Genomic DNA, 17,045 nt, shown 5'->3' on the forward strand with positions numbered 1-17,045 from the left:
TCGTACATCGGTGGGCTATAAGGAGGACCCGGTTTCTGCCTCTAGCCTTATAGGTGGCAGCTATGGCTGGCGTGACGATGGAATGGGAGAGCCGTCTCGGGCGCCGCCTGCGGGTGCGGGACCTCTACATCCTTTCGAGCGTGGTGAAATGCGGCGGCATGGCAAAGGCTGCTCGTGAGCTCGCAATGACCCAGCCGGCAGTCTCGGATGCCATTGCCAATCTCGAACTCTTGTTGCGTGTCCGGCTGTTAGACCGTAGCCCGCGCGGAATCGAGCCGACGCAGTACGCTGACGCGCTGCTCAAGCGCGCATCCACCGTATTCGACGAACTCAAGCAGGGCGTCCGCGACATCGAATTTTTGGCTGACCCAACTAGCGGCAATGTCAGGGTGGGATGCGCGGAATCGTTCATGGCTGGGTTGTTGCCGGCAATTATCGAAAAGCTGACGCAGCGGTATCCGAAGATCACGATTCATGCAGACTACGCGCAGCACGCAACGGCTGAATTCAGAGAGCTTCGAGAACGCAACGTTGACCTAGTCATCGGACGGATTTCCGAGCCGTTCCCTCACGATGATCTCACTACAGAGCCTCTCTACGAAGAGCGGTATTATGTCGTTGTGGGTGCTCAGAACCCCTGGGCGCGCTCCCGTAAAGTCTCTTTGGGAGATTTGGCGAATGAACAGTGGATTCACATGCCGCCGAACAACATCATTAGCGATTTGATCTCTGCGGCATTCGCGAAGCAAAGCGTTCCGGTCCCGCAGGAAAGAGTAGCGTCATTGTCGATGCACTTGCGAACACAGTTGGTTGCCAATGCCGGCTTTATCACGATCATGCCCAATTCAATGTTTCAGTTTAATGCCAAGCGATGGGGGCTAAAGGCACTCCCGATTGATCTTGGGATCAAAGGACGAAACGTCTCGATCGTTACACTCAAACACCGTACCCTGAGCTCTGTGGTTCAGGTGTTCATTGAGCATGCGCGTTTGGCGTCTAGGCAACTACGTCAAGAAACCAACTAGACACTTCTGCTTCTGACCCAGAGCGTCGATATTGGCATGTCCGCTTTTCCGCCGCTTCTAGGAGTAAACCGGACATAGCTCGGATTGGCCACGACTTCCGCGTCTGACCCTGGCTGTTCTCTAATTCCGGGCCTGCGGTCAAGACTCTCCAAACACATCCTTGCCGGGTTCATGGTTCTCTCCGCGGTCGGGGCATGCCCTCCGCATGATGGCGTAGGATGACGCTGGCGGATCAATGTGTGAAGCGCGCTTGCTTTTTTGAGGCATCGCAAAGCCAGGGGCGATCGCACCAACGCCAGCGTCCCGGCAGGGACATTGGCTCCCGGCGCAGGTCGACGGGATTCGGTAATCTTACGCTGTTTGGTCGGCAGTCTCCTTTGATGACCATTTGAAGTCGGTACCTTCAACCCACATCCGGTGCAGAATGACGGCGAGTTTTCGGGCAACGGCAACCTTGGCTTTGCGCAGTCCGCTTCGCTTCGCGAGCCGAATGCCCCAGGCTTTGAGCGCCGACCATTTTGCTACGCGGGTGAGCAGTACGTTGGCTGCTTCGTAGAGATAGCTGCGCAACATCTTGTCGCCACACTTCGAGATTCGACCCGTCCAGTCGATCTCGCCGGAAGCGTACCGTCGGGTCGTTAATCCGACATATTCTCCGACGCTTCTTGACCTTCTAAAGCGCCTAGGGTCATCGATCGTTGCCAGAAAGCAAAGAGCCGTGACAGGGCCGATGCCAGGCGCCGTCATGAACTGTCGCACTTGAGCATTGTTGCGCGCGAGCTTCATGACCTTGCGGTCGAGATCCGCAATCTGCTGCTCGATGGCCGGGCAGTGAGTAGCGGCATTACCGCAACGGCGAGTTCGGGCCGATCTTCGGTGAGCTCCGCAGCACGCAATGCGAATGTGTTCATCTTCGCTGGGCCAATAATCAGCCCGAGGTTCTTTAAGAGCCCGCGGATTTGGTTCTCGAGATCCCGCTTGATCTTGACGAGCAGAGCCCGGGAGAGCCTTGACCGCGTGACTGTCGAGGTCTTTGACGCACACCTCCTTATACCATCCACATTGCATGATGCGGGCGATGCCTACGGCATCGTTGCGGTCGCTCTTGTTGATCTGCATTTTCAAAACGGCCTTGGCGTGCCTGGCGTCGATGCAGATGACGGGCAGCCCCAACTTCTTCAACTCGGTCCACAGCCATGTCGACGTCGCTCCGGTTTCGAGTCCGATCCGCGTGACATGCGGCGCATTCGATTTGATGAATGCTGCAATCGCTTCCGGGTCGGAAGGAACCACGCCTTCACGTTGAATCTTTCCCGTTCGATCAACAATGCAGATCGCTGTTAGCTTCCAGTCCGACATATTGCTCCATTGCAGCTCTCCTGTTTGCAGGGCCGAGGTGGGCCTCATCGATTCTTGGAGAGCTGATTCCCAGAGCCTTAGTGTGGCTCTGGCCCGGAATTACCCCATGTTCTCTCGAGCTCATAAATCGGCCCTGCGCCTTTTCTGCCTCGAGGAGCCTACCGTATTCGGCGTTACGAACCTCATTGAGCCCGTTGGGCCCGTAAATCTCGTCGTCGTGGGCGTGGGACGCCTCCCAGGCCTGGAAAATCTCCTCCTCGAGCTGTAGGAGCGCGCGGTCGTCATCCGGCGAGGCGAGCGCGGTGGCGGGAATGGCCATCGCAGCGCCAGCCGTGGCCGCCGCCAGCCATTTAGAGAAGGTCCGCCTTGTGGTAGGTGTCGAAATAGCCTGCTTCATGGCTCACTCCATGCTGTGGGTTAGAGCCGGCGGCAAGGTGCCCGCCTTGCCCCGGCTTGCTTTCATGATATCATGAGATATGAGCAAATCAACTCGCGATATCACGAAATCAGCTAAGAAGAGACCCACCGAGGCCGGCGCCGCGGTATTGGTGAGGCTGCAGCCGGAACTGGCAAAACCATTGGATGATTGGCGACGTGCTCAAGAGGACCTACCCAGCCGCCCTGAAGCAATCCGCAGATTGGTTGAGATCGCGCTGAAGGCCAAGAAATGACCGGGGGCTTACAGAAGCCGCGGAGTTGAGAGGAGGACAGGATGGCCGCTATTTCAGTTCTGATCGGCGTGTTGATTATCGTGGTTGTCGGGGCGATCTGTTTTTGGGCGATCGACAGATTTGCGCCGGACGGTCGACTGGCACAATTGCTGAAGCTCCTGGTCGTGCTCGTCTGCTTGGGCGCGATCGTGCAGCGGCTGTTGGCGCTGACCTATTAAGGCTTGTCGAGATAGGGCTGAAGGCGAAGGGGAATATAGTGGATCCTAAACTTGAGACCATCGAACAGCGAACTGCGTCGAACTGATTACGCCTCAGTCATCCCAAAGACCACGAGAAACGGAATCGCCGCGAGTAGCTGTGCCGTCCTCGAAGAGTTGTTCGTCCAGCGACACGAGCAGGCTGTCGCCAAACTTGCGAAACTTCGTCGGAAATTCGCGCTCCTGTTCGCCGACTAATTTTTTCACCGCGCGCGGAACGTCATCGCGACCGATCGTACTTGCACAAAGCTCCGCGAACGTATTCTGCACGATCTCATCGCGAGTGGCGAAATCCACTTCGGCACGAAGGAAGCAACCCATTCGAGATCGCCAGCACGAAATAGGAAGGGCGGGATGTCCTTGCGAGCCGGTTTAATGACTGCAGACGCGGCGATCACGAGTTTGGCGTTCGCGGGGACGATCTTGAAATGTACGAGCTTACTTCGTGAGTTTGCGCTAGCGATGTTCTCAATGATGAAGCGGTCGAGCTCAGGCTTGGCTATCCGCCGCATCTTCAGCGTATTGAAGCTGCAAATCCTCGGCAGATCCGGCGAGCCGCGAGTGATATCGTTCAGATTGAAACCGGCCTTCACGGCCTCGACGACGCGGCGCTCCTGCTGAGGCGTCATCACGGGAGGAGCTGACGTCTCTCGCCAACGATGGCAAGTCCTGCAGTACCGCTCTGGCCGATCAGTGGTGAATCCGATCCGGTGCCCGACGTTGTCTCCCGCGAGTAAATGGCCGCGCTTGCAGTGAGTTCGAGTGAGTAGGCGGCTGACGTTCTTCCTCGCCGAAAGAGCATTCTTTGCCACGAGCGCCATAGCCCTCTGCCCCCATTCTGGAAATTCGCGACAGTGAACGAGGAAGGCCTCTCGGCTTCCGATGCCGCGGCGCCGCACGCCATCTGGAGCAAACTTGCCTGTCACCACCGACGTTAGAGAAAAGCCGGCTTCTCGCCGAGCCATGAAACGCGGTCGGATCCTTCAGTCCCATTGCACCCTCCGCTAAGCGCAGAATTGCGCTGCGGTAGCGCGATCCTGAGTCGCGGCCAGTCTAAGGCTCGGGCGTCTCGATCCACGGTTTGTTGTTGTGGTCGCCCTCTTGCGCATACTGGCTTGTTGCGCGAGCGTTCAGCGGCGGCCGGTCGAGATCGGGGTTCAAAGCAAAAGCAATGAGGTGTTAGAAATGTTCTCTGGGCTGCAGCTACCACACTGGTTGATCGTCGCAGGGAACGTTTTTGTTATCATAGGAGCACTCGGTCTCCTCTTTGGACGTCGGAAGTGATGAAGAACAAAATCGAGATCGAGCACGAAGTCGCGGCCAAACAACTCTTACGGCGCGCAGCCAAGCGCACTCGTCCTAGCCAGGCCCTTTCAGTAGTGCCACACGCCCGGGAGACAGACGCCAACCGCGAGTTTGCGCCGGATCGCGACTCGGATGCAGTTCTATGGTTCCTCATTGCTCTCCCGATTTTCATGGTCGCCCACGCAATCTGCGTGAAGATTGGCGCCATCTAGCTCAAGGCAACGAGCTAAGTCGCGACAGCAATGGTTGCTTGAAGCCGATTTATCTATCTATGGTCGTATGGTCGCATTGACAGATCAATCAAAGTTAGGCGTTTATAGCCCATTTCCACTATAAATGGATAAATTGCTTATGGATCCCGTTCGAAACCCCTACGCGCCCGGCGCCGGCATCCCACCCCCGGAACTGGCAGGTAGGTCGGAGCTGATCGACGACGCGATCGTCGCCTTGCGGCGAACCGGTTTAGGAAGGCCGACACAAAGCCCCATCTTAGTCGGCCTGCGCGGCGTCGGGAAAACGGTCAACGAGCTGGCGGACAAGGAAGGATTCCATACGATCTCGGTCGAAGCTCACGAAGGAAAAACGCTCGCTGAACTGCTGGCACCGGGGCTGCGCAAAGTGCTGCTGGCGCTCAGCGTTGTAGAGGCTTCAAAAGAATTCGGAAGGCGCGGGCTTCGAGTGTTTCGAAGCTTCCTGAATGCCGTGAAGGTAAAGATCAATGATGTCGAAGTAGGTCTCACCATTTCTCCAGAAGTGGCACAGCGGACAGCGGCGACATCGAATTCGACCTTCCCGATTTGATGCTCGCCATTGGTCAGGCAGCAAAGGCGGCGAAGCGTCCAGTCGCTCTTCTGATCGACGAACTGCAATATCTTTCAGAGAGCGAATTCAGCGCTCTGATTTTGTCCATTCACAAGCTCAACCAGAACTCTTTGCCGGTGATCTTGGTTGGTGCTGGTTTGCCACAAATACTCGGCCTAGCTGGGGCGTCCAAGTCTTACGCCGAGAGGCTCTTCAAATTTACCGAAATTGGTGCGCTGGATGAATCAGACGCTGTGAACGCCATCGTCAATCCGGCGAGAGAGGAAGGAGTTTCAATCGAGCGGGCGGCAGTGGCTCAAATCCTCACACTGACCGAACGCTACCCTTACAACAGTGGGCGCATGAAGCATGGAACATCGCCGACGGCAAGAAGCTGGTCGAGTTGGCCGCGAGCATCGATCCATGCGCCGTTCCTGTACACGCTAAAGGCCAGCGGACCGGAGTTCGGCGCCGGCCTCAAGTACGCCGTCGACAATGGCTGGCTCGAGTTGCACGAGAGGGTGCTGTCCTAGCTAGGACACTCGCAGAGGCAAATTAGGACATTTGATTGTTTCGGGAAAAAGTGGCAATCAGGTGCGCCCTGCATCAATGGGCAATTCAACAGAAGGCCTCAGCCGGTCCAGCCCCGGGCTGGGGTCTTTTCATTACCGCCAACAACATAACGCCGCCCGCTTGAAATGATCGCAAGCGGCGCTGTCCAGCCCCGGGAGGGTGACGGCAAAATCCCGGAGCATGTCAGTTTGGTACAGGTGTTCGGATCTGTCTGTTCGATACCTGACATTCGCGGGGGTCCCTTGTCCCCACCCCCGGGGACTAGCTAGAAGGCCTTTAAGCCTTCCCGCCATCAATTACCCGGAAGTTGCGCTTTACCCGAACCGGCCGGTTTGGCTCCAGCGGCAGCACGATATCAATAGGCAACATCGCCGAGGCCGCGCTGAAGAACCGGCAGAAGTATTTCGTCATCGATGGTGAAGCCGTGGTGCTTGGGGTCGACGGGATATCCGATTTCAACGCGCTCCATTCCCGCAAGCACGAGCACGAAGTCCAGCTTTATGCCTTCGATATCCTCGCCATGGGTGGCGATGACCTTCGCGCGCTGCCGCTGCAACTCCGCAAGACGAACCTGGAGCGCCTCCTAGCCCGCCGACCGGACGGCATCACCGTGGCGCCTTTCGAGCGCGGCGAGATTGGCCCCGATCTATTCCACGCCGCATGCCGCATGGGTCTCGAGGGCTTGGTCTCAAAGCATCGCGATCGGCCTTATCGTGGCGGCCGGCAGAAACACTGGATCAAGATTAAAAACCTCGCTCATCCGGCGCTGAGCCGAGAGCTCTGAAGTCCCCAGCAGCGGCCCCACCAACGCATGCAACATATGGCGGGGCCGCCTGCTCCTTCGGGCTTTGAAGCAGGGGGGCCGGAGTCCGAAGGGACGCGGCATTTTACGTCCGGCTGCAGGGATTGACGATTGCTCGAAAGAGGCACTCCCTTGGAGTGTCTGCGGGCCAGCCACATTCGGCTATGAGCCCGCGACCCCTTGATCCATCAGCACCACCGCTGCCGCGGCGGACGGCGCGTGCCGCGCCAGGATCGGCCGCAGGACCGTCTACGCCATGGTCGTGGTGTGCTTGGTCATTTGGCAGATTCTTGGCTCGCGCTGGCCGCGTCTGACCGGGTTGTCGGAGTAAGTGAACCCGCTGGACTAGCGTTTGCCCTAATCTGGAATCTATTCCGCAGATAAAGCGCCCAGCATTCGTCCTCAACGCGCCCGAATCTCGATCGCATTCTTGGGGTGTTGGAAGCTGCGCTGGTAACGATGCTTCTGGCTACCGCTCCATCGCTAGACCTTGGCCCACAGCCCCAGCGATGGAGCGGTATATCACCAAGCGTGATGGGTAAGCCCGGTCCCCGCTAGGGGTAGCGGGGCAAAGACGGCCCCAGCCGTGGGGGCTTTTAAGGGATCGTGGGCCGGGGTCGTTTGGAGGTTGCTTGGACAACTTGGGGAAGCCAAGCGACTGCGAGCTTACTCACGGCGCCGTTCTGTTCGCTTCAGCACGTTGGCAATTGTTCCTTCCCGGAACAACTTAATGGTTCCGGGACTGCACCAGATCAGCAAGGTTGGCTTTGGCTCGATCTATTCTGCGAAGCGCTTCTGCCTCGCGCATGCAGAAGCCAGTTATGGTGAGGTCACGCCGCGCGGCCTGCACCTCGTGCAACGCATGATCGATTGCCTCGGTAACATTGTTGCCAACCATATCGGCTGTCCCTCGCTTCGAGATTAAGATCCGCCACTATCGATTCCGAAAGCGTCGATACCTTTGCGACGGCAATTCAACGTTCGACAAGTCGTCTTTACCTAGGAGCGCAGGAACGAGTTCGTCGTTCACAACCTTCTCCATCACGAATCGCACAAGCTTGGAGCGGGAGACTCCGCGTTCATTGGCTGCCTTCTGTAGATACTCAACTTCCAAAGGAATGACGATGTTCTTGATGGCCACAATGTGTCCCTAATGCTCCTTGTTTGCTCTCGTTTCTTGACCAGCAAAATTGGTGAGAATTGGAAAGCACTATGACAACTCTGCAGGATGCTCCATTGAAAACGGTATCAACACCAGCAAAGAATACCTCGGATCATCGTGGCGCCCTTCGAGCGAGGCGAGAACGCATTCGCATCATCACTTTAACCCCGCGCGTGATCACGTTGGAGAACATCAAGTGGCAAAGAAGACGAAGAGCAAGCGCAAAGAGTACACCAAAGACGACGTCAAGCTGCTCAAGGCACATTCCAAAGCCCGCACACCAGTGGCAAAGCTTTCGAAGCTGATGAAGCGATCCGAGGGCTCGTTGAGGCAGAAGGCGCGCAGCCTTGGAATCGGTTTAGGACACCAGCGCTAAGCTGGGATCTTCGACCCGTAGTGTCCTAATTTCCCTCTGCGAGTGTCCAACAAAACGGCCCCGCCGCCGCAGGGCGGTCGTCCCCCTCACCCGGCTTCTCGACCTGCTCCGATCGGCGCGATCGGAACCTGCAGCGAGCGAAAAAATTGAATCCTCAAGGAGGTTCCGATGACACAGAAAAATCGGACGCCGCGTCCGTCGAGCGCAATGGACGCCGTTACTAGTTCCGGCGCCGGACACGTTCCCGCTCACCCGCACGACTCCGGAAGTCAGGCAAACGAAACCGTGGACGGACTCGACGCCAGCACCGAGTCGCTGCGGCGCGCCACCGAAGATACGCATTCCGGGAGTGGCTCCAGCGATATCGAAAAAACGCCAGTATTTGACCGGGCCGGCGCTGCGCAGAAAATCTGAGCGAGACTGCCTCCATGCACTGGCGCAAAAGTGCCGAGCAGAACGAACGGCAAAAGAGATCTTTCTATCTCGTGGTCCTGGCGTTTACCGCCTTAATCGCCGTTTCGACTGTCTTGTTGGTTCTGCATTTTCCCGCGTGACCGTGTAGCTGCGCGGAAGACGTGCGGCTATCCGACGGTCGAGCCGCGCTTCGTCTGTCAGGCTTGCGGCAGGCGGAGCCGCCGATGTTCGGCGCCGGCATCAAGTATTTGGCGCCGGCATAAAGCTGGCGATCGAGCGCGGTTGGCTCGATCTGCAAAAGGGTGGGAATATGTGAAGATGCACAGACTGCGCGGCAAACTAGGAAAGTACATATAGGAACGATGGCGGCGCCCCTGCGTCAGGCCAGACGGTATTTCGCGGCACCACTCGGCGCTCCAGCTCTTTGCGCCGCAATTTGAACTGCCGGAGAGCTGAAGCCGCCTCGGACCGTTGGGACTGGACCGGAGGTTGGTATGCGTCGCTCGCCATCGATCGCGCCGCAAGATGCGGCCGGATTCCTTGTTCGGCAAGGAAGCACGGGCTGGATGGTTTACGACCGAGAACGCACGGGCCCAGCAGTGATTGGGATCGACTTGGCGGCCAATCTGACAAAGGAGCAAGCCGAAACAAGTGCAACGCGTGTTGACGTCACCGGGCGCAGGCCGAGCTAATTCCCAAAAGGCGTAAGGATGATCCGCGGCACGGGCGTCGGCATCCGATATTTCCCCGTTGCAGCAACGAGAGAAGCCGTTCTGTCTTGCTGACGCTGCCCCTGGTTCTTGCGCATTAGGGCCTCAACATGGGCCGCCCTTAGCCAGGGGGCACACTACCAACGCCCAACATTATGCCGTCTAACGGCGCCTGCGCTCAGCCCGTGCATCGTAATAGATGATCGCCGCGAATGTGGCGCCTACAGCCAAGACGCCGATGCAGCCCGTAATCAACAAACCCACCACCATAGCTGGATCAGTATTTCTACGGCGTCAGGTGTGGGCAATTCACGAATGATTAGCGCGCGCAACAAGACAGCTTTCACGCTGCGCAGTCGCAGCGAAGAAACGGCCCCAGCACAACCCTAAATGCCGGGGCCGTTGGAGGTTTGCTTGGCGGTAATGGGAATCGCCAGAGCGTCCTAAGTCTAGGACGGTTTGACAATCTGGTTCTGTCCACTTTCAGACAGAGCCGGAAGGCGGCGGGACCATCGCAACCGTTCCGATCAGGGAACGTCAAAAGACCGTCCCTAATTCTGCTCACATGCAGCGGCCCCGCCTCGCGGGGGACGCGCGGTAGGGCCGCCTGCTTCCCGGACAGGATGGGGCTGGCTGAGTCCGGTCGGCCTGCTAACCCTATCCCCGTCAACCGGGAAAAGGTTATTAAATTCTGAATGTCCTAATTCGGATTCTCGGGTGTGCTAATCAGGACCATTAACGAAAAGGCCCCAGCGGAGCTTGCAAACGCTAGGGCCTCATTCCGTGCCGTCGCGGTTAACTTAGGATCGCCCCAGCAAACTTGTTTGCCTCGCTGATGTTAACCGTGGCGCTACCGCAACAGTGAGCATGTTCCGTTCTGGAACATCCTTTCGCGACTCAAACTGCACGGCAAGTTCTGGAATCATCCCAATCAACCGGGGCTGGAAGTGTTCATTTCGTAAACACTCAATTTTCCCGGGAAAATAAGGGCCGCAGGATTTGTGGTAGTGGTCCTGCGGCCCCTTTTCAACGTCGTTAAAGTTCGCCGCTATACGTGCTTGCTCTGGCGGCGCGGTGATCCATCCGCCAGATCGCCCGATGCGAGCGCCTCCGTAGGCGACCGGTGCGCTGTCCGATCCCTCGTAATTCCAGACGATCAATCCGAACGGCGCCGGATCATCCAGTAGCGGCTCGCTTGGTTCACCATGCCCACCGGTGCGGAATGGTGATGCCGGAATCGTCCGCTTCGAGCCGCGCGCGGATGGCCGCTAGGGCTTGGCCTTATATTGGTGCTCATTCGTTTCCGTCCTACGAGCCTATGACGCCGACAGAACTCAAGCGATGCGACTGCAGTCGCATCGCTATATCCGGTGGCGATTCCGATCTCTGAAAACGACCCATTGCAGCGAGAACCGTCGCTAAAGCTCTGCGGTAACCGGAAAGAGAGTACTGGAATACTCACCATCATTGACCAAGGCGAGGGCGGCCCCGTTCGAACCCATGCCGCTCACGTTGGATACGGAAGTCTCGTCTGATGAAGCATCCTTGCAATAGTTTGTCGCGCCCGACAGGGAAGCAAAAGGAAGCGTAGAGGCATCGTTAAAATGCGCCGCGATGATGAGGTTCTTGGTATGATCGGGTGCAAAGCTGACGGCATCCGTGATCAGGGTGAGCGAGCCGCTTGCGAGCGAAAAGGAATTGGATCCGACGACCGTAAGTCGGACCTGCCCTCCGTCGAAGTCGTAAGGATCGCCCGACGCGGCCTGGTGGCCGATGAAACAACTATCGATGGACCAGCCATTGTTGAGCGCTGGCGCCGATTTCAGCGTCACTCGGACTTGCGTTCCCGAGGTCGACAACAGCGAGCTGTTCAGCACCTGCTGCAGATTGCTCCCATTCCATCCGCCGGAGGCACTCGAAATCGCCTGCGAAAATGTCGTGGTCCAGGTGGCGCCGCCACCAGTCGCCGAATTACCAAGTGCGCCTATACAGCCTGCGATGCCAGCTAGCATTGCTGTCGCTTCTTATTATCGCCCATGATATACCCAGCCAAGGTCGCGAGCCGAGTTTGCACCAGCGCCGCGTCGCGCGCGGCAGTCGGATCTAATTCTCCGGCCTGCCGGACCAGGAGTCGGCCGCGGCCGAAAGCACCCAGATAGGTCCCCGCCCTGCCGGAGCATGATTACCGCGCTCATAGCGCTTGACACTCAGACCGATCAGCCGGCGCCAATGGTGTCCCGTTCATCGCACCTGCCCTCGCTGCTGCATCGCCGCCAGGATATCCATGCGAATCTCCAGCGCCGCCGGGCGCGATATGGCCCAGCACGTTTCGGGACTGTATGGGGCCGGCCCAGCGAGATCGTCGCGTAGGGGCGAAGCGTGCCAGGGAGGCAGCCCCAAAGAGCGTCGGAGCGCGTACTCGTCGCCTGCATCAAACGCCGCGAACACCTCTGGCGTAAGCGCGAACGCGCGACGCTTCGAAACTCGGCGTTTTACCGGCATCAAAGACCCCGCCTGTTCGACCGCAGGGCTGGCGGTGCAGACCTCAGGCTGGATGCCGGCTCCGTGTCGAGATCGAGTTCACGAACCAGCCGCGCGAAACCAATACGGCTGTCCCGTTCGATCGCGACCGTCGGGTGCGGGCGCACCCCACCTTCACGGCCTTCAACGACTAGACCGTCGCGCAAAAGCAGCTCACGAGCCTCCTGGAGACGGTCCCAGGCCTCGCAAGCCGCCTGTAAAAGCCTCAGATGGTGCGGTTCGAGCGCATAGTCACGGACCACCGACCGCCACCAAATGCGGGTTTGTTCGGTCAAATGTGCCGGCGCTTTAGGTGTTTTCGCCCTCATTTGGCGCTTTCATTCCTTAGTTGGCGAGTTTTTGATCGGGGGCAGCACGATTGCGCGTTTTTGGCCCTGGCCGGTCCCGGCGTCCCGGCCCTTAACCTTTTCGAGGCCCCCTCCCGGGCAGGGCGCCCGCGACATGTAGGAGCGGATGTGCCCGAGCTTTGACATGGCGGCGAGCTCATGTGGTAAAAGGTTACGCACCTCATCGGGCGACAATCCCGAACGAGCCACCAACTCTGCGAAGACAGCGAACGGACCTATCATCGCCTCACCTAGCCCTGTGACGAATGGCAAGGTCGCGGAGCATTCGACCTTTGATGCCGACCTTGTCGCGCCGCGCGTTGCGATCTCTCAGAACGCGCGCGATCGTATGCGCCGGTGGCACGCCCTTGAATTCCAGCTTCCCTCCGCCGCGCAGTCGGATGACGCAGGTATCTATCGTTCGTGTAAGCATAGCTTGCCCTTACCGGAGTGCTTGGGGAAGTTCGGTCACGTCCATGTCCGGCCTCGACCATTTGCCGGAGGTAAAGCGCCAATCGAGACTGTTGTCCCGCGGGTTGCCTAAGGCGAGTAGCTGAGCCGGTCCGAGGTAGGACCAAGCGATATCCTCAGCATTGAGAGCATCGACAAGCTCGGCGTATGCCAACATTGCCGCGTGCAACTCGAGTAGCTTTAGGCACGTCTCGCGGGCGCGACGGCTGTGTTCCTCGCGGACTTGATTGCAGACGATCACTGACGCGGCGGTGCGCTCATGGCCGAGGCGATCTTCCAGCACCTTCACAGCATCCTTTAACGCGCGCGCATGCTGTTGAAGCTCGCGCAGTCTCTCCGGAGTCGCCTCCGGCGAATTCGGGACCTGATCTCCAACCAATTCGGCAACCTTCGCGCGGCGAAGCTCCCGCGGAGCGCCACGTACCTGGACCTCCACCCCGCGCAATCTCGGCGTCGGTTACGGCCGCGTCGTTGAGCAACCGTTGCCGACGCGCGACCATTTCGGCGTACTTAGGCGAGGCCTCGGCGAGAGTTGGAACGGAGAACTTTTTTGGCTTCGCGGACTTCAAGGCGGCTATCGACATCTGGCGTTCACCCATCGAATTTGATGAGAAGCAATCTAGATGATGCGTCCCGTGACAAAAATTATTATGTCACACCTTTTTCCGGACGGGCCTGATGCCCTGCTTAAGGCGATAGCGGACAATGCGCCGATAGTGTCGGTTCAACTCCCTATCGTTGCTCGAGACACGCAGTACCACGCTCAAGATGACGTCGCGTTCAGACTTCACGTTGCCTTCGGCAAGCCTAATGTCGACTTCACGCGATAGCGATCGGTCGAGCGCTTCGTATTTTGCCTTCCGGCCGGGAGATTGCTGAAAGAAGGCCCGGCACGCGCGCTGATAGGCAGCCCGGACTGCCGGATCCGTGCACTGATCAGCCAAGCGTGCCAACCGGTCAGCTTCGGCAGAGATGTCGACCGCACAGAGCGCATGCGACGGCTCAATTGCAGCGGTCGTTTCGGAGTGGCCATTCATTTGCGCAGCACCCCGCCGGTAAAGCTGGCGAGGACCTGCGCGGCCGCGTCAGCAGCTTCCTCGGGCATGGTCGGCGACAGCCAACGCAAGTCGCCCCCGAGCGAATGCCAGGACACACTGAAGCGGTCCCCGTCCTCGCCTGTTCGATCGCGAATCCTCGTGATGCTGCGATGCCGCCGAGCTGTTGCGGTTGGTGACGATTGCGCGATGGTTTCATGTCGCACCTCGTGGTCATGCTGCGGCTTCCTTGGTGATGCCGTACTCGGCCAAAAGATGATCAGGTACGATGCAGCCTTGTTTCCCTGGCTCCGGACCAAACTGGGTCACATACCGCGTCCATCGGCAGAGCTTCTTGTAGACAGCCAGCACGTCGCGAAATTCGGCTTCTGACGGCTTGGACAGTTGGATTTCAGCTAGGGCGCGGTCAGCTGTGGCGTTGATTCTCGCCTTTTTCGATGGCCCGATCGGTCCGCCGGCGAGCGTCATCGCTGATCCAGAGTCGAGCCCTGGCCTGCCAATCTCGGGAGTACGCCTGCTTACCGGTCACCTGTCGGCAATGGTCGACGAACCGCTCAAGCGATCTATCGACCGCCTCTGGAAGTTCGACCCCATGGAGGCCAAGACCGACCTTTAGGCCGTTGGCAAGGACCGGCTGGACCAACTGATCGCCGGCGATCTGGCCGAAGGTGATGAAGGATTGGCAAAGGCCCTGCGCGCTCGACAAGCTTTCAGTCATGCCGGCGCCGGCGCGACAGGCGCACGCATCGATGATTGGCGACGCGAGCAGCCAGACCTGCCCGGTCGCCCTGAAGCTATCCGCAGGCTCGTTGAGGCAGGGCTAAAAGCCAAGAAATGACTTGTGGGGCCTACAGAAGCCGCGGAGTTGAAAGGAGGACAGGATGGCCGCTATTTCAGTTCTGATTGATTATCGTGGTTGTCGGGGGAATCTGTTTTTGGGCGATCGACAGATTTGCGCTGGACGGTCGGCTAGCAAATTTGCTGAAGCTCCTGGTCGTGCTCGTCTGCTTGGGCGCGATCGTGCAACGGCTATTGGCGTTGACCTATTAGCAAATGAGCCATGTGCTCGACATGTAGTTCGGACCTAGAACTAGAATGCCTGTCAGAAGGGCCCGCAACTTCTCCTCGCACCTGCGCGGCATCGTACTCGTCCGCCGGTCGGCGCTTCGCTCCGGCTTCAATCTCCAATGCGTCGGCCTGCGCGCGATAGGGCCGCGGCGATAAAGGTTTCTGCACGAAGCCTGGAGATCGGCTTAGCGTCGCCAGCCAGACTGGCACGCGCAAACAAAACGGGCCGCCCGTGTGAGCGGCCAAGTCCTCAGGGGAGGAAATACCTTAGAGAGTCCCCTCGGCCGCTCCCGCAAAGCGATGTCGCGATGGGGCTTCCGCCCGGTCGTAATCTCTATAATCGATTTGGCGAGCTGGTTGGGGGCGCTTGGGGATTCGTGTTTTCGCGCCCCGTTTTTGCGTACTCGTGCTCAGCAATCCATTTAACTGCGTCGTCCTCCGTATTAAAACCCTTGATTACTTCCGTTTCGCCATCTGGCCACAGAATATCTACCCCCCAGCCAAGCCCAGGATTTTTGCGCACTCCGAAGGTTGGGCGCTGTTCTAACATCGTTTGAGTATGCGCCTATGGCACCTGGCTTCAAGCCAGCTATCCTGCCACAATCAAACTGATCCACTACCCACGAGAGGAACCGATAATTTGCGAAGCACGCAGGTTGTCACTTCAATAGCGGCATGCCCAGCCCTTTCCGACGCCACACGCCTACCCATGCCGACGGCCGCCCGGTCAAGATCACGCTTGGCCAGATGCGCGCCATGGGCGTTCGCGGCGTTCTCGTCTACTGCGCCGACTGTACGTGCGGCCACCACGTTGCGCTGAGCGCCGATCGATGGTCTGAAGACGTGCGGCTATCGGACCTTGAGTCGCGGTTCATCTGCCAGGCTTGCGGCCGGCGGGGGGCCGATATCCGGCCTGACTTCAATTGGAATATGCCGACAGTGGCAGCTATGGGATACCGGTGAAACTCACGACCGGTCAACAACGAAAGGCCCCAGCGCAGGCTGGGGGGCGCTGGGACCTCATTCCGGTACCGGTCCAATCGCGGTTAAGACCAGTGCACGTAGGATCGCCCGCAAAAGTTATAGAGTGGTTGACGCTGCGCGTGAGCGACTGAGCGCAGCGCTTGTGTAAGCCGGCAGGCTGCGTCATCTAACATCGAATTATAAATTTCGATTCGAGCGATGAAGCTTACTAGCCAACGTCCCTTTGCCACTCCTGAAGCCGCAGCGCGCAAGCTGGTCGAGTTGGCCGCGAGCATCGCGGCCGTTCAGGACGGTCGTATCCACATCGAGAAAATCAACGCGCCGTTCCTGTACAGCCTCAAGGCCACCGGGCCAGACTTCGGCGCCGGCATAAAGCACGCGGTCGAGAGCGGCTGGCTCGAGTTGCACGAGTCCGGCACTTATGTCCGGCTCTTGAAGGCAGAGCCAGCAAACTGATGATGGATTGCGGGTGCGCCCGTCAGCCAATCCGCAGATTTTCCGCGGACATCTTGCCCGAGCGCCCCGCCTTCAGCTCGTAGCTAATCCGCGCGCCCTCGGCCAAGTCCGTGTACCCGGCTTTCTCGACGGCGCTGACATGCACGAAGACGTCTGAGCTGCCGTCATCAGGCTGAATAAAGCCATAGCCTTTGGTCGCGTTAAACCACTTCACTGTACCGATCGCCAACGCAGTGCCTCCGAATCAAAAAATGACTTTCACGAAGTGGGAGCGTAGCCTGATCATGGACGTCTGACTGTACGATTTCCGATATTGGAGCGAGCGGCCAGTATATCGCCGTCTCAATCCGCGCTCTTCGCCTGGATGGTCAGTGTCTGGATGGTCAATGCTCGGTCTGCGTACCCGCGCGGTAGAAGATGTTAGCGCCACATCGTGGGTAAGTTCAGGGCCTTGTGACCTACCGCTTTCAACGCGTCTATAGAGAGTTGCCCCTGTGCCGCAGCTTCGAGGATCTTCGACGCAACGCGCGTTCTGGCGCCGATCTCATTGACAGGAATATTCTCGCAAACTTCCTCGAGCACCGCCCCCGCCAGCGAACTCTATCCCTCAACACCAGCGCTGCCGCGGCGGACAGCGCGTGCCGCTGCAGACATACGGCCGCGCCAAGCCCTCGCCGATTAGTATCTGC

21 protein-coding genes are annotated in these 17,045 nt (G+C 58.6%); 11 read left to right on the top strand and 10 right to left on the bottom strand.

All coding sequences use genetic code 11. The features are described 5' to 3' along the window. Positions 1–62: 62 nt before the first annotated feature. Positions 63–1,025, top strand: a complete 963-nt coding sequence (locus MTX21_RS20005) for a LysR family transcriptional regulator (protein ID WP_280966449.1) — start codon at positions 63–65, stop codon at positions 1,023–1,025. Positions 1,026–1,376: 351 nt separating this feature from the next. Here MTX21_RS20005 and MTX21_RS20010 read toward each other — a convergent pair whose 3' ends face one another. Both MTX21_RS20010 and MTX21_RS20015 read right to left on the bottom strand, forming a co-directional pair. After that, positions 1,377–2,384: an IS110 family transposase gene (locus MTX21_RS20010; RefSeq protein WP_280966450.1), complete on the bottom strand. Its 1,008-nt coding sequence runs from the start codon at positions 2,382–2,384 to the stop codon at positions 1,377–1,379. Then, complete coding sequence (locus MTX21_RS20015) at positions 2,347–2,781, bottom strand: hypothetical protein (protein WP_280966451.1); 435 nt, start codon at positions 2,779–2,781, stop codon at positions 2,347–2,349. The genes MTX21_RS20010 and MTX21_RS20015 overlap by 38 nt, the downstream gene beginning before the upstream one ends. A gap of 79 nt (positions 2,782–2,860) precedes the next feature. Here MTX21_RS20015 and MTX21_RS20020 point away from each other — a divergent pair, with 79 nt between their 5' ends. After that, positions 2,861–3,055, top strand: coding sequence for a hypothetical protein (locus MTX21_RS20020; RefSeq protein WP_280966452.1), 195 nt, complete (start codon positions 2,861–2,863; stop codon positions 3,053–3,055). A gap of 41 nt (positions 3,056–3,096) precedes the next feature. Next, positions 3,097–3,273: a hypothetical protein gene (locus MTX21_RS20025; RefSeq protein ID WP_280966453.1), complete on the top strand. Its 177-nt coding sequence runs from the start codon at positions 3,097–3,099 to the stop codon at positions 3,271–3,273. Positions 3,274–3,366: 93 nt separating this feature from the next. On the opposite strand, the gene MTX21_RS20030 is transcribed toward MTX21_RS20025, so the two are convergent. Both MTX21_RS20030 and MTX21_RS20035 read right to left on the bottom strand, forming a co-directional pair. Then, a complete protein-coding gene (locus MTX21_RS20030; protein WP_280966454.1) occupies positions 3,367–3,519 on the bottom strand; it encodes a hypothetical protein in 153 nt (50 codons plus the stop codon). Next, positions 3,516–3,944, bottom strand: a complete 429-nt coding sequence (locus MTX21_RS20035; protein WP_280966455.1) for a hypothetical protein — start codon at positions 3,942–3,944, stop codon at positions 3,516–3,518. The genes MTX21_RS20030 and MTX21_RS20035 overlap by 4 nt, the downstream gene beginning before the upstream one ends. Positions 3,945–4,595: 651 nt before the next feature. On the opposite strand from MTX21_RS20035, the gene MTX21_RS20040 reads away from it, so the two are divergent. The 7 genes from MTX21_RS20040 (at position 4,596) to MTX21_RS20070 (ending at position 8,745) form a co-directional block, all read left to right on the top strand. Further along, positions 4,596–4,829, top strand: a complete 234-nt coding sequence (locus MTX21_RS20040; RefSeq protein WP_280966456.1) for a hypothetical protein — start codon at positions 4,596–4,598, stop codon at positions 4,827–4,829. A gap of 139 nt (positions 4,830–4,968) precedes the next feature. Continuing rightward, positions 4,969–5,418, top strand: coding sequence for a hypothetical protein (locus MTX21_RS20045; protein ID WP_280966457.1), 450 nt, complete (start codon positions 4,969–4,971; stop codon positions 5,416–5,418). After that, positions 5,415–5,951 carry an ATP-binding protein gene (locus MTX21_RS20050; protein WP_280966458.1) on the top strand — a complete coding sequence of 179 codons (537 nt, stop codon included), beginning with the start codon at positions 5,415–5,417 and terminating at the stop codon, positions 5,949–5,951. Before MTX21_RS20045 ends, MTX21_RS20050 begins: the two co-directional genes overlap by 4 nt. 347 nt (positions 5,952–6,298) lie before the next feature. Continuing rightward, positions 6,299–6,775: a DNA ligase gene (locus tag MTX21_RS20055; protein ID WP_280966459.1), complete on the top strand. Its 477-nt coding sequence runs from the start codon at positions 6,299–6,301 to the stop codon at positions 6,773–6,775. A gap of 748 nt (positions 6,776–7,523) precedes the next feature. Next, entirely contained in the window at positions 7,524–7,718 is a 195-nt protein-coding gene (locus tag MTX21_RS20060) for a hypothetical protein (RefSeq protein ID WP_280966460.1), read from the top strand. Positions 7,719–8,151: 433 nt separating this feature from the next. Further along, positions 8,152–8,331, top strand: coding sequence for a hypothetical protein (locus MTX21_RS20065; protein ID WP_035687439.1), 180 nt, complete (start codon positions 8,152–8,154; stop codon positions 8,329–8,331). A 168-nt stretch (positions 8,332–8,499) separates the two neighbouring features. Then, positions 8,500–8,745 carry a hypothetical protein gene (locus tag MTX21_RS20070; RefSeq protein ID WP_280966461.1) on the top strand — a complete coding sequence of 82 codons (246 nt, stop codon included), beginning with the start codon at positions 8,500–8,502 and terminating at the stop codon, positions 8,743–8,745. Positions 8,746–10,873: 2,128 nt separating this feature from the next. On the opposite strand, the gene MTX21_RS20075 is transcribed toward MTX21_RS20070, so the two are convergent. From MTX21_RS20075 to MTX21_RS20095, 5 genes are all read right to left on the bottom strand, one after another. Next, positions 10,874–11,467, bottom strand: a complete 594-nt coding sequence (locus MTX21_RS20075) for a hypothetical protein (RefSeq protein WP_280966462.1) — start codon at positions 11,465–11,467, stop codon at positions 10,874–10,876. Between the two features lie 489 nt (positions 11,468–11,956). After that, complete coding sequence (locus MTX21_RS20080) at positions 11,957–12,304, bottom strand: P27 family phage terminase small subunit (protein ID WP_280966463.1); 348 nt, start codon at positions 12,302–12,304, stop codon at positions 11,957–11,959. A 460-nt stretch (positions 12,305–12,764) separates the two neighbouring features. Next, entirely contained in the window at positions 12,765–13,229 is a 465-nt protein-coding gene (locus MTX21_RS20085) for a hypothetical protein (RefSeq protein WP_280966464.1), read from the bottom strand. A 217-nt stretch (positions 13,230–13,446) separates the two neighbouring features. Continuing rightward, positions 13,447–13,830 carry a hypothetical protein gene (locus tag MTX21_RS20090; protein ID WP_280966465.1) on the bottom strand — a complete coding sequence of 128 codons (384 nt, stop codon included), beginning with the start codon at positions 13,828–13,830 and terminating at the stop codon, positions 13,447–13,449. Between the two features lie 231 nt (positions 13,831–14,061). Next, the gene (locus tag MTX21_RS20095) at positions 14,062–14,316 is read right to left on the bottom strand and encodes a hypothetical protein (RefSeq protein WP_280966466.1); all 255 of its coding nucleotides are present in this window, start codon (positions 14,314–14,316) and stop codon (positions 14,062–14,064) included. A 1,782-nt stretch (positions 14,317–16,098) separates the two neighbouring features. Here MTX21_RS20095 and MTX21_RS20105 point away from each other — a divergent pair. Next, positions 16,099–16,356 (top strand): hypothetical protein, encoded by a 258-nt coding sequence (locus MTX21_RS20105; protein ID WP_280966468.1) that lies wholly within the window; start codon positions 16,099–16,101, stop codon positions 16,354–16,356. Between the two features lie 22 nt (positions 16,357–16,378). Here the strand turns inward: MTX21_RS20105 and MTX21_RS20110 are convergent, their stop codons facing one another. After that, complete coding sequence (locus MTX21_RS20110; protein WP_280966469.1) at positions 16,379–16,585, bottom strand: cold-shock protein; 207 nt, start codon at positions 16,583–16,585, stop codon at positions 16,379–16,381. Positions 16,586–17,045: the final 460 nt, after the last annotated feature.

This window comes from Bradyrhizobium sp. ISRA430, from assembly GCF_029909975.1.
Classification (GTDB): Bacteria; Pseudomonadota; Alphaproteobacteria; order Rhizobiales; family Xanthobacteraceae; genus Bradyrhizobium.

What these genes read in the sequence shown, in the direction of transcription:
- MTX21_RS20005 (WP_280966449.1), top strand. Translation starts at nt 63, where the DNA reads ATGGCTGGCGTGACGATGGAATGGGAGAGCCGTCTCGGGCGCCGCCTG.
- MTX21_RS20010 (WP_280966450.1), bottom strand. Translation starts at nt 2,384, where the DNA reads ATGTCGGACTGGAAGCTAACAGCGATCTGCATTGTTGATCGAACGGGA.
- MTX21_RS20015 (WP_280966451.1), bottom strand. Translation starts at nt 2,781, where the DNA reads ATGAAGCAGGCTATTTCGACACCTACCACAAGGCGGACCTTCTCTAAA.
- MTX21_RS20020 (WP_280966452.1), top strand. Translation starts at nt 2,861, where the DNA reads ATGAGCAAATCAACTCGCGATATCACGAAATCAGCTAAGAAGAGACCC.
- MTX21_RS20025 (WP_280966453.1), top strand. Translation starts at nt 3,097, where the DNA reads ATGGCCGCTATTTCAGTTCTGATCGGCGTGTTGATTATCGTGGTTGTC.
- MTX21_RS20040 (WP_280966456.1), top strand. Translation starts at nt 4,596, where the DNA reads ATGAAGAACAAAATCGAGATCGAGCACGAAGTCGCGGCCAAACAACTC.
- MTX21_RS20045 (WP_280966457.1), top strand. Translation starts at nt 4,969, where the DNA reads ATGGATCCCGTTCGAAACCCCTACGCGCCCGGCGCCGGCATCCCACCC.
- MTX21_RS20060 (WP_280966460.1), top strand. Translation starts at nt 7,524, where the DNA reads ATGGTTCCGGGACTGCACCAGATCAGCAAGGTTGGCTTTGGCTCGATC.
- MTX21_RS20070 (WP_280966461.1), top strand. Translation starts at nt 8,500, where the DNA reads ATGACACAGAAAAATCGGACGCCGCGTCCGTCGAGCGCAATGGACGCC.
- MTX21_RS20075 (WP_280966462.1), bottom strand. Translation starts at nt 11,467, where the DNA reads ATGCTAGCTGGCATCGCAGGCTGTATAGGCGCACTTGGTAATTCGGCG.
- MTX21_RS20080 (WP_280966463.1), bottom strand. Translation starts at nt 12,304, where the DNA reads ATGAGGGCGAAAACACCTAAAGCGCCGGCACATTTGACCGAACAAACC.
- MTX21_RS20090 (WP_280966465.1), bottom strand. Translation starts at nt 13,830, where the DNA reads ATGAATGGCCACTCCGAAACGACCGCTGCAATTGAGCCGTCGCATGCG.
- MTX21_RS20095 (WP_280966466.1), bottom strand. Translation starts at nt 14,316, where the DNA reads ATGACGCTCGCCGGCGGACCGATCGGGCCATCGAAAAAGGCGAGAATC.
- MTX21_RS20105 (WP_280966468.1), top strand. Translation starts at nt 16,099, where the DNA reads ATGAAGCTTACTAGCCAACGTCCCTTTGCCACTCCTGAAGCCGCAGCG.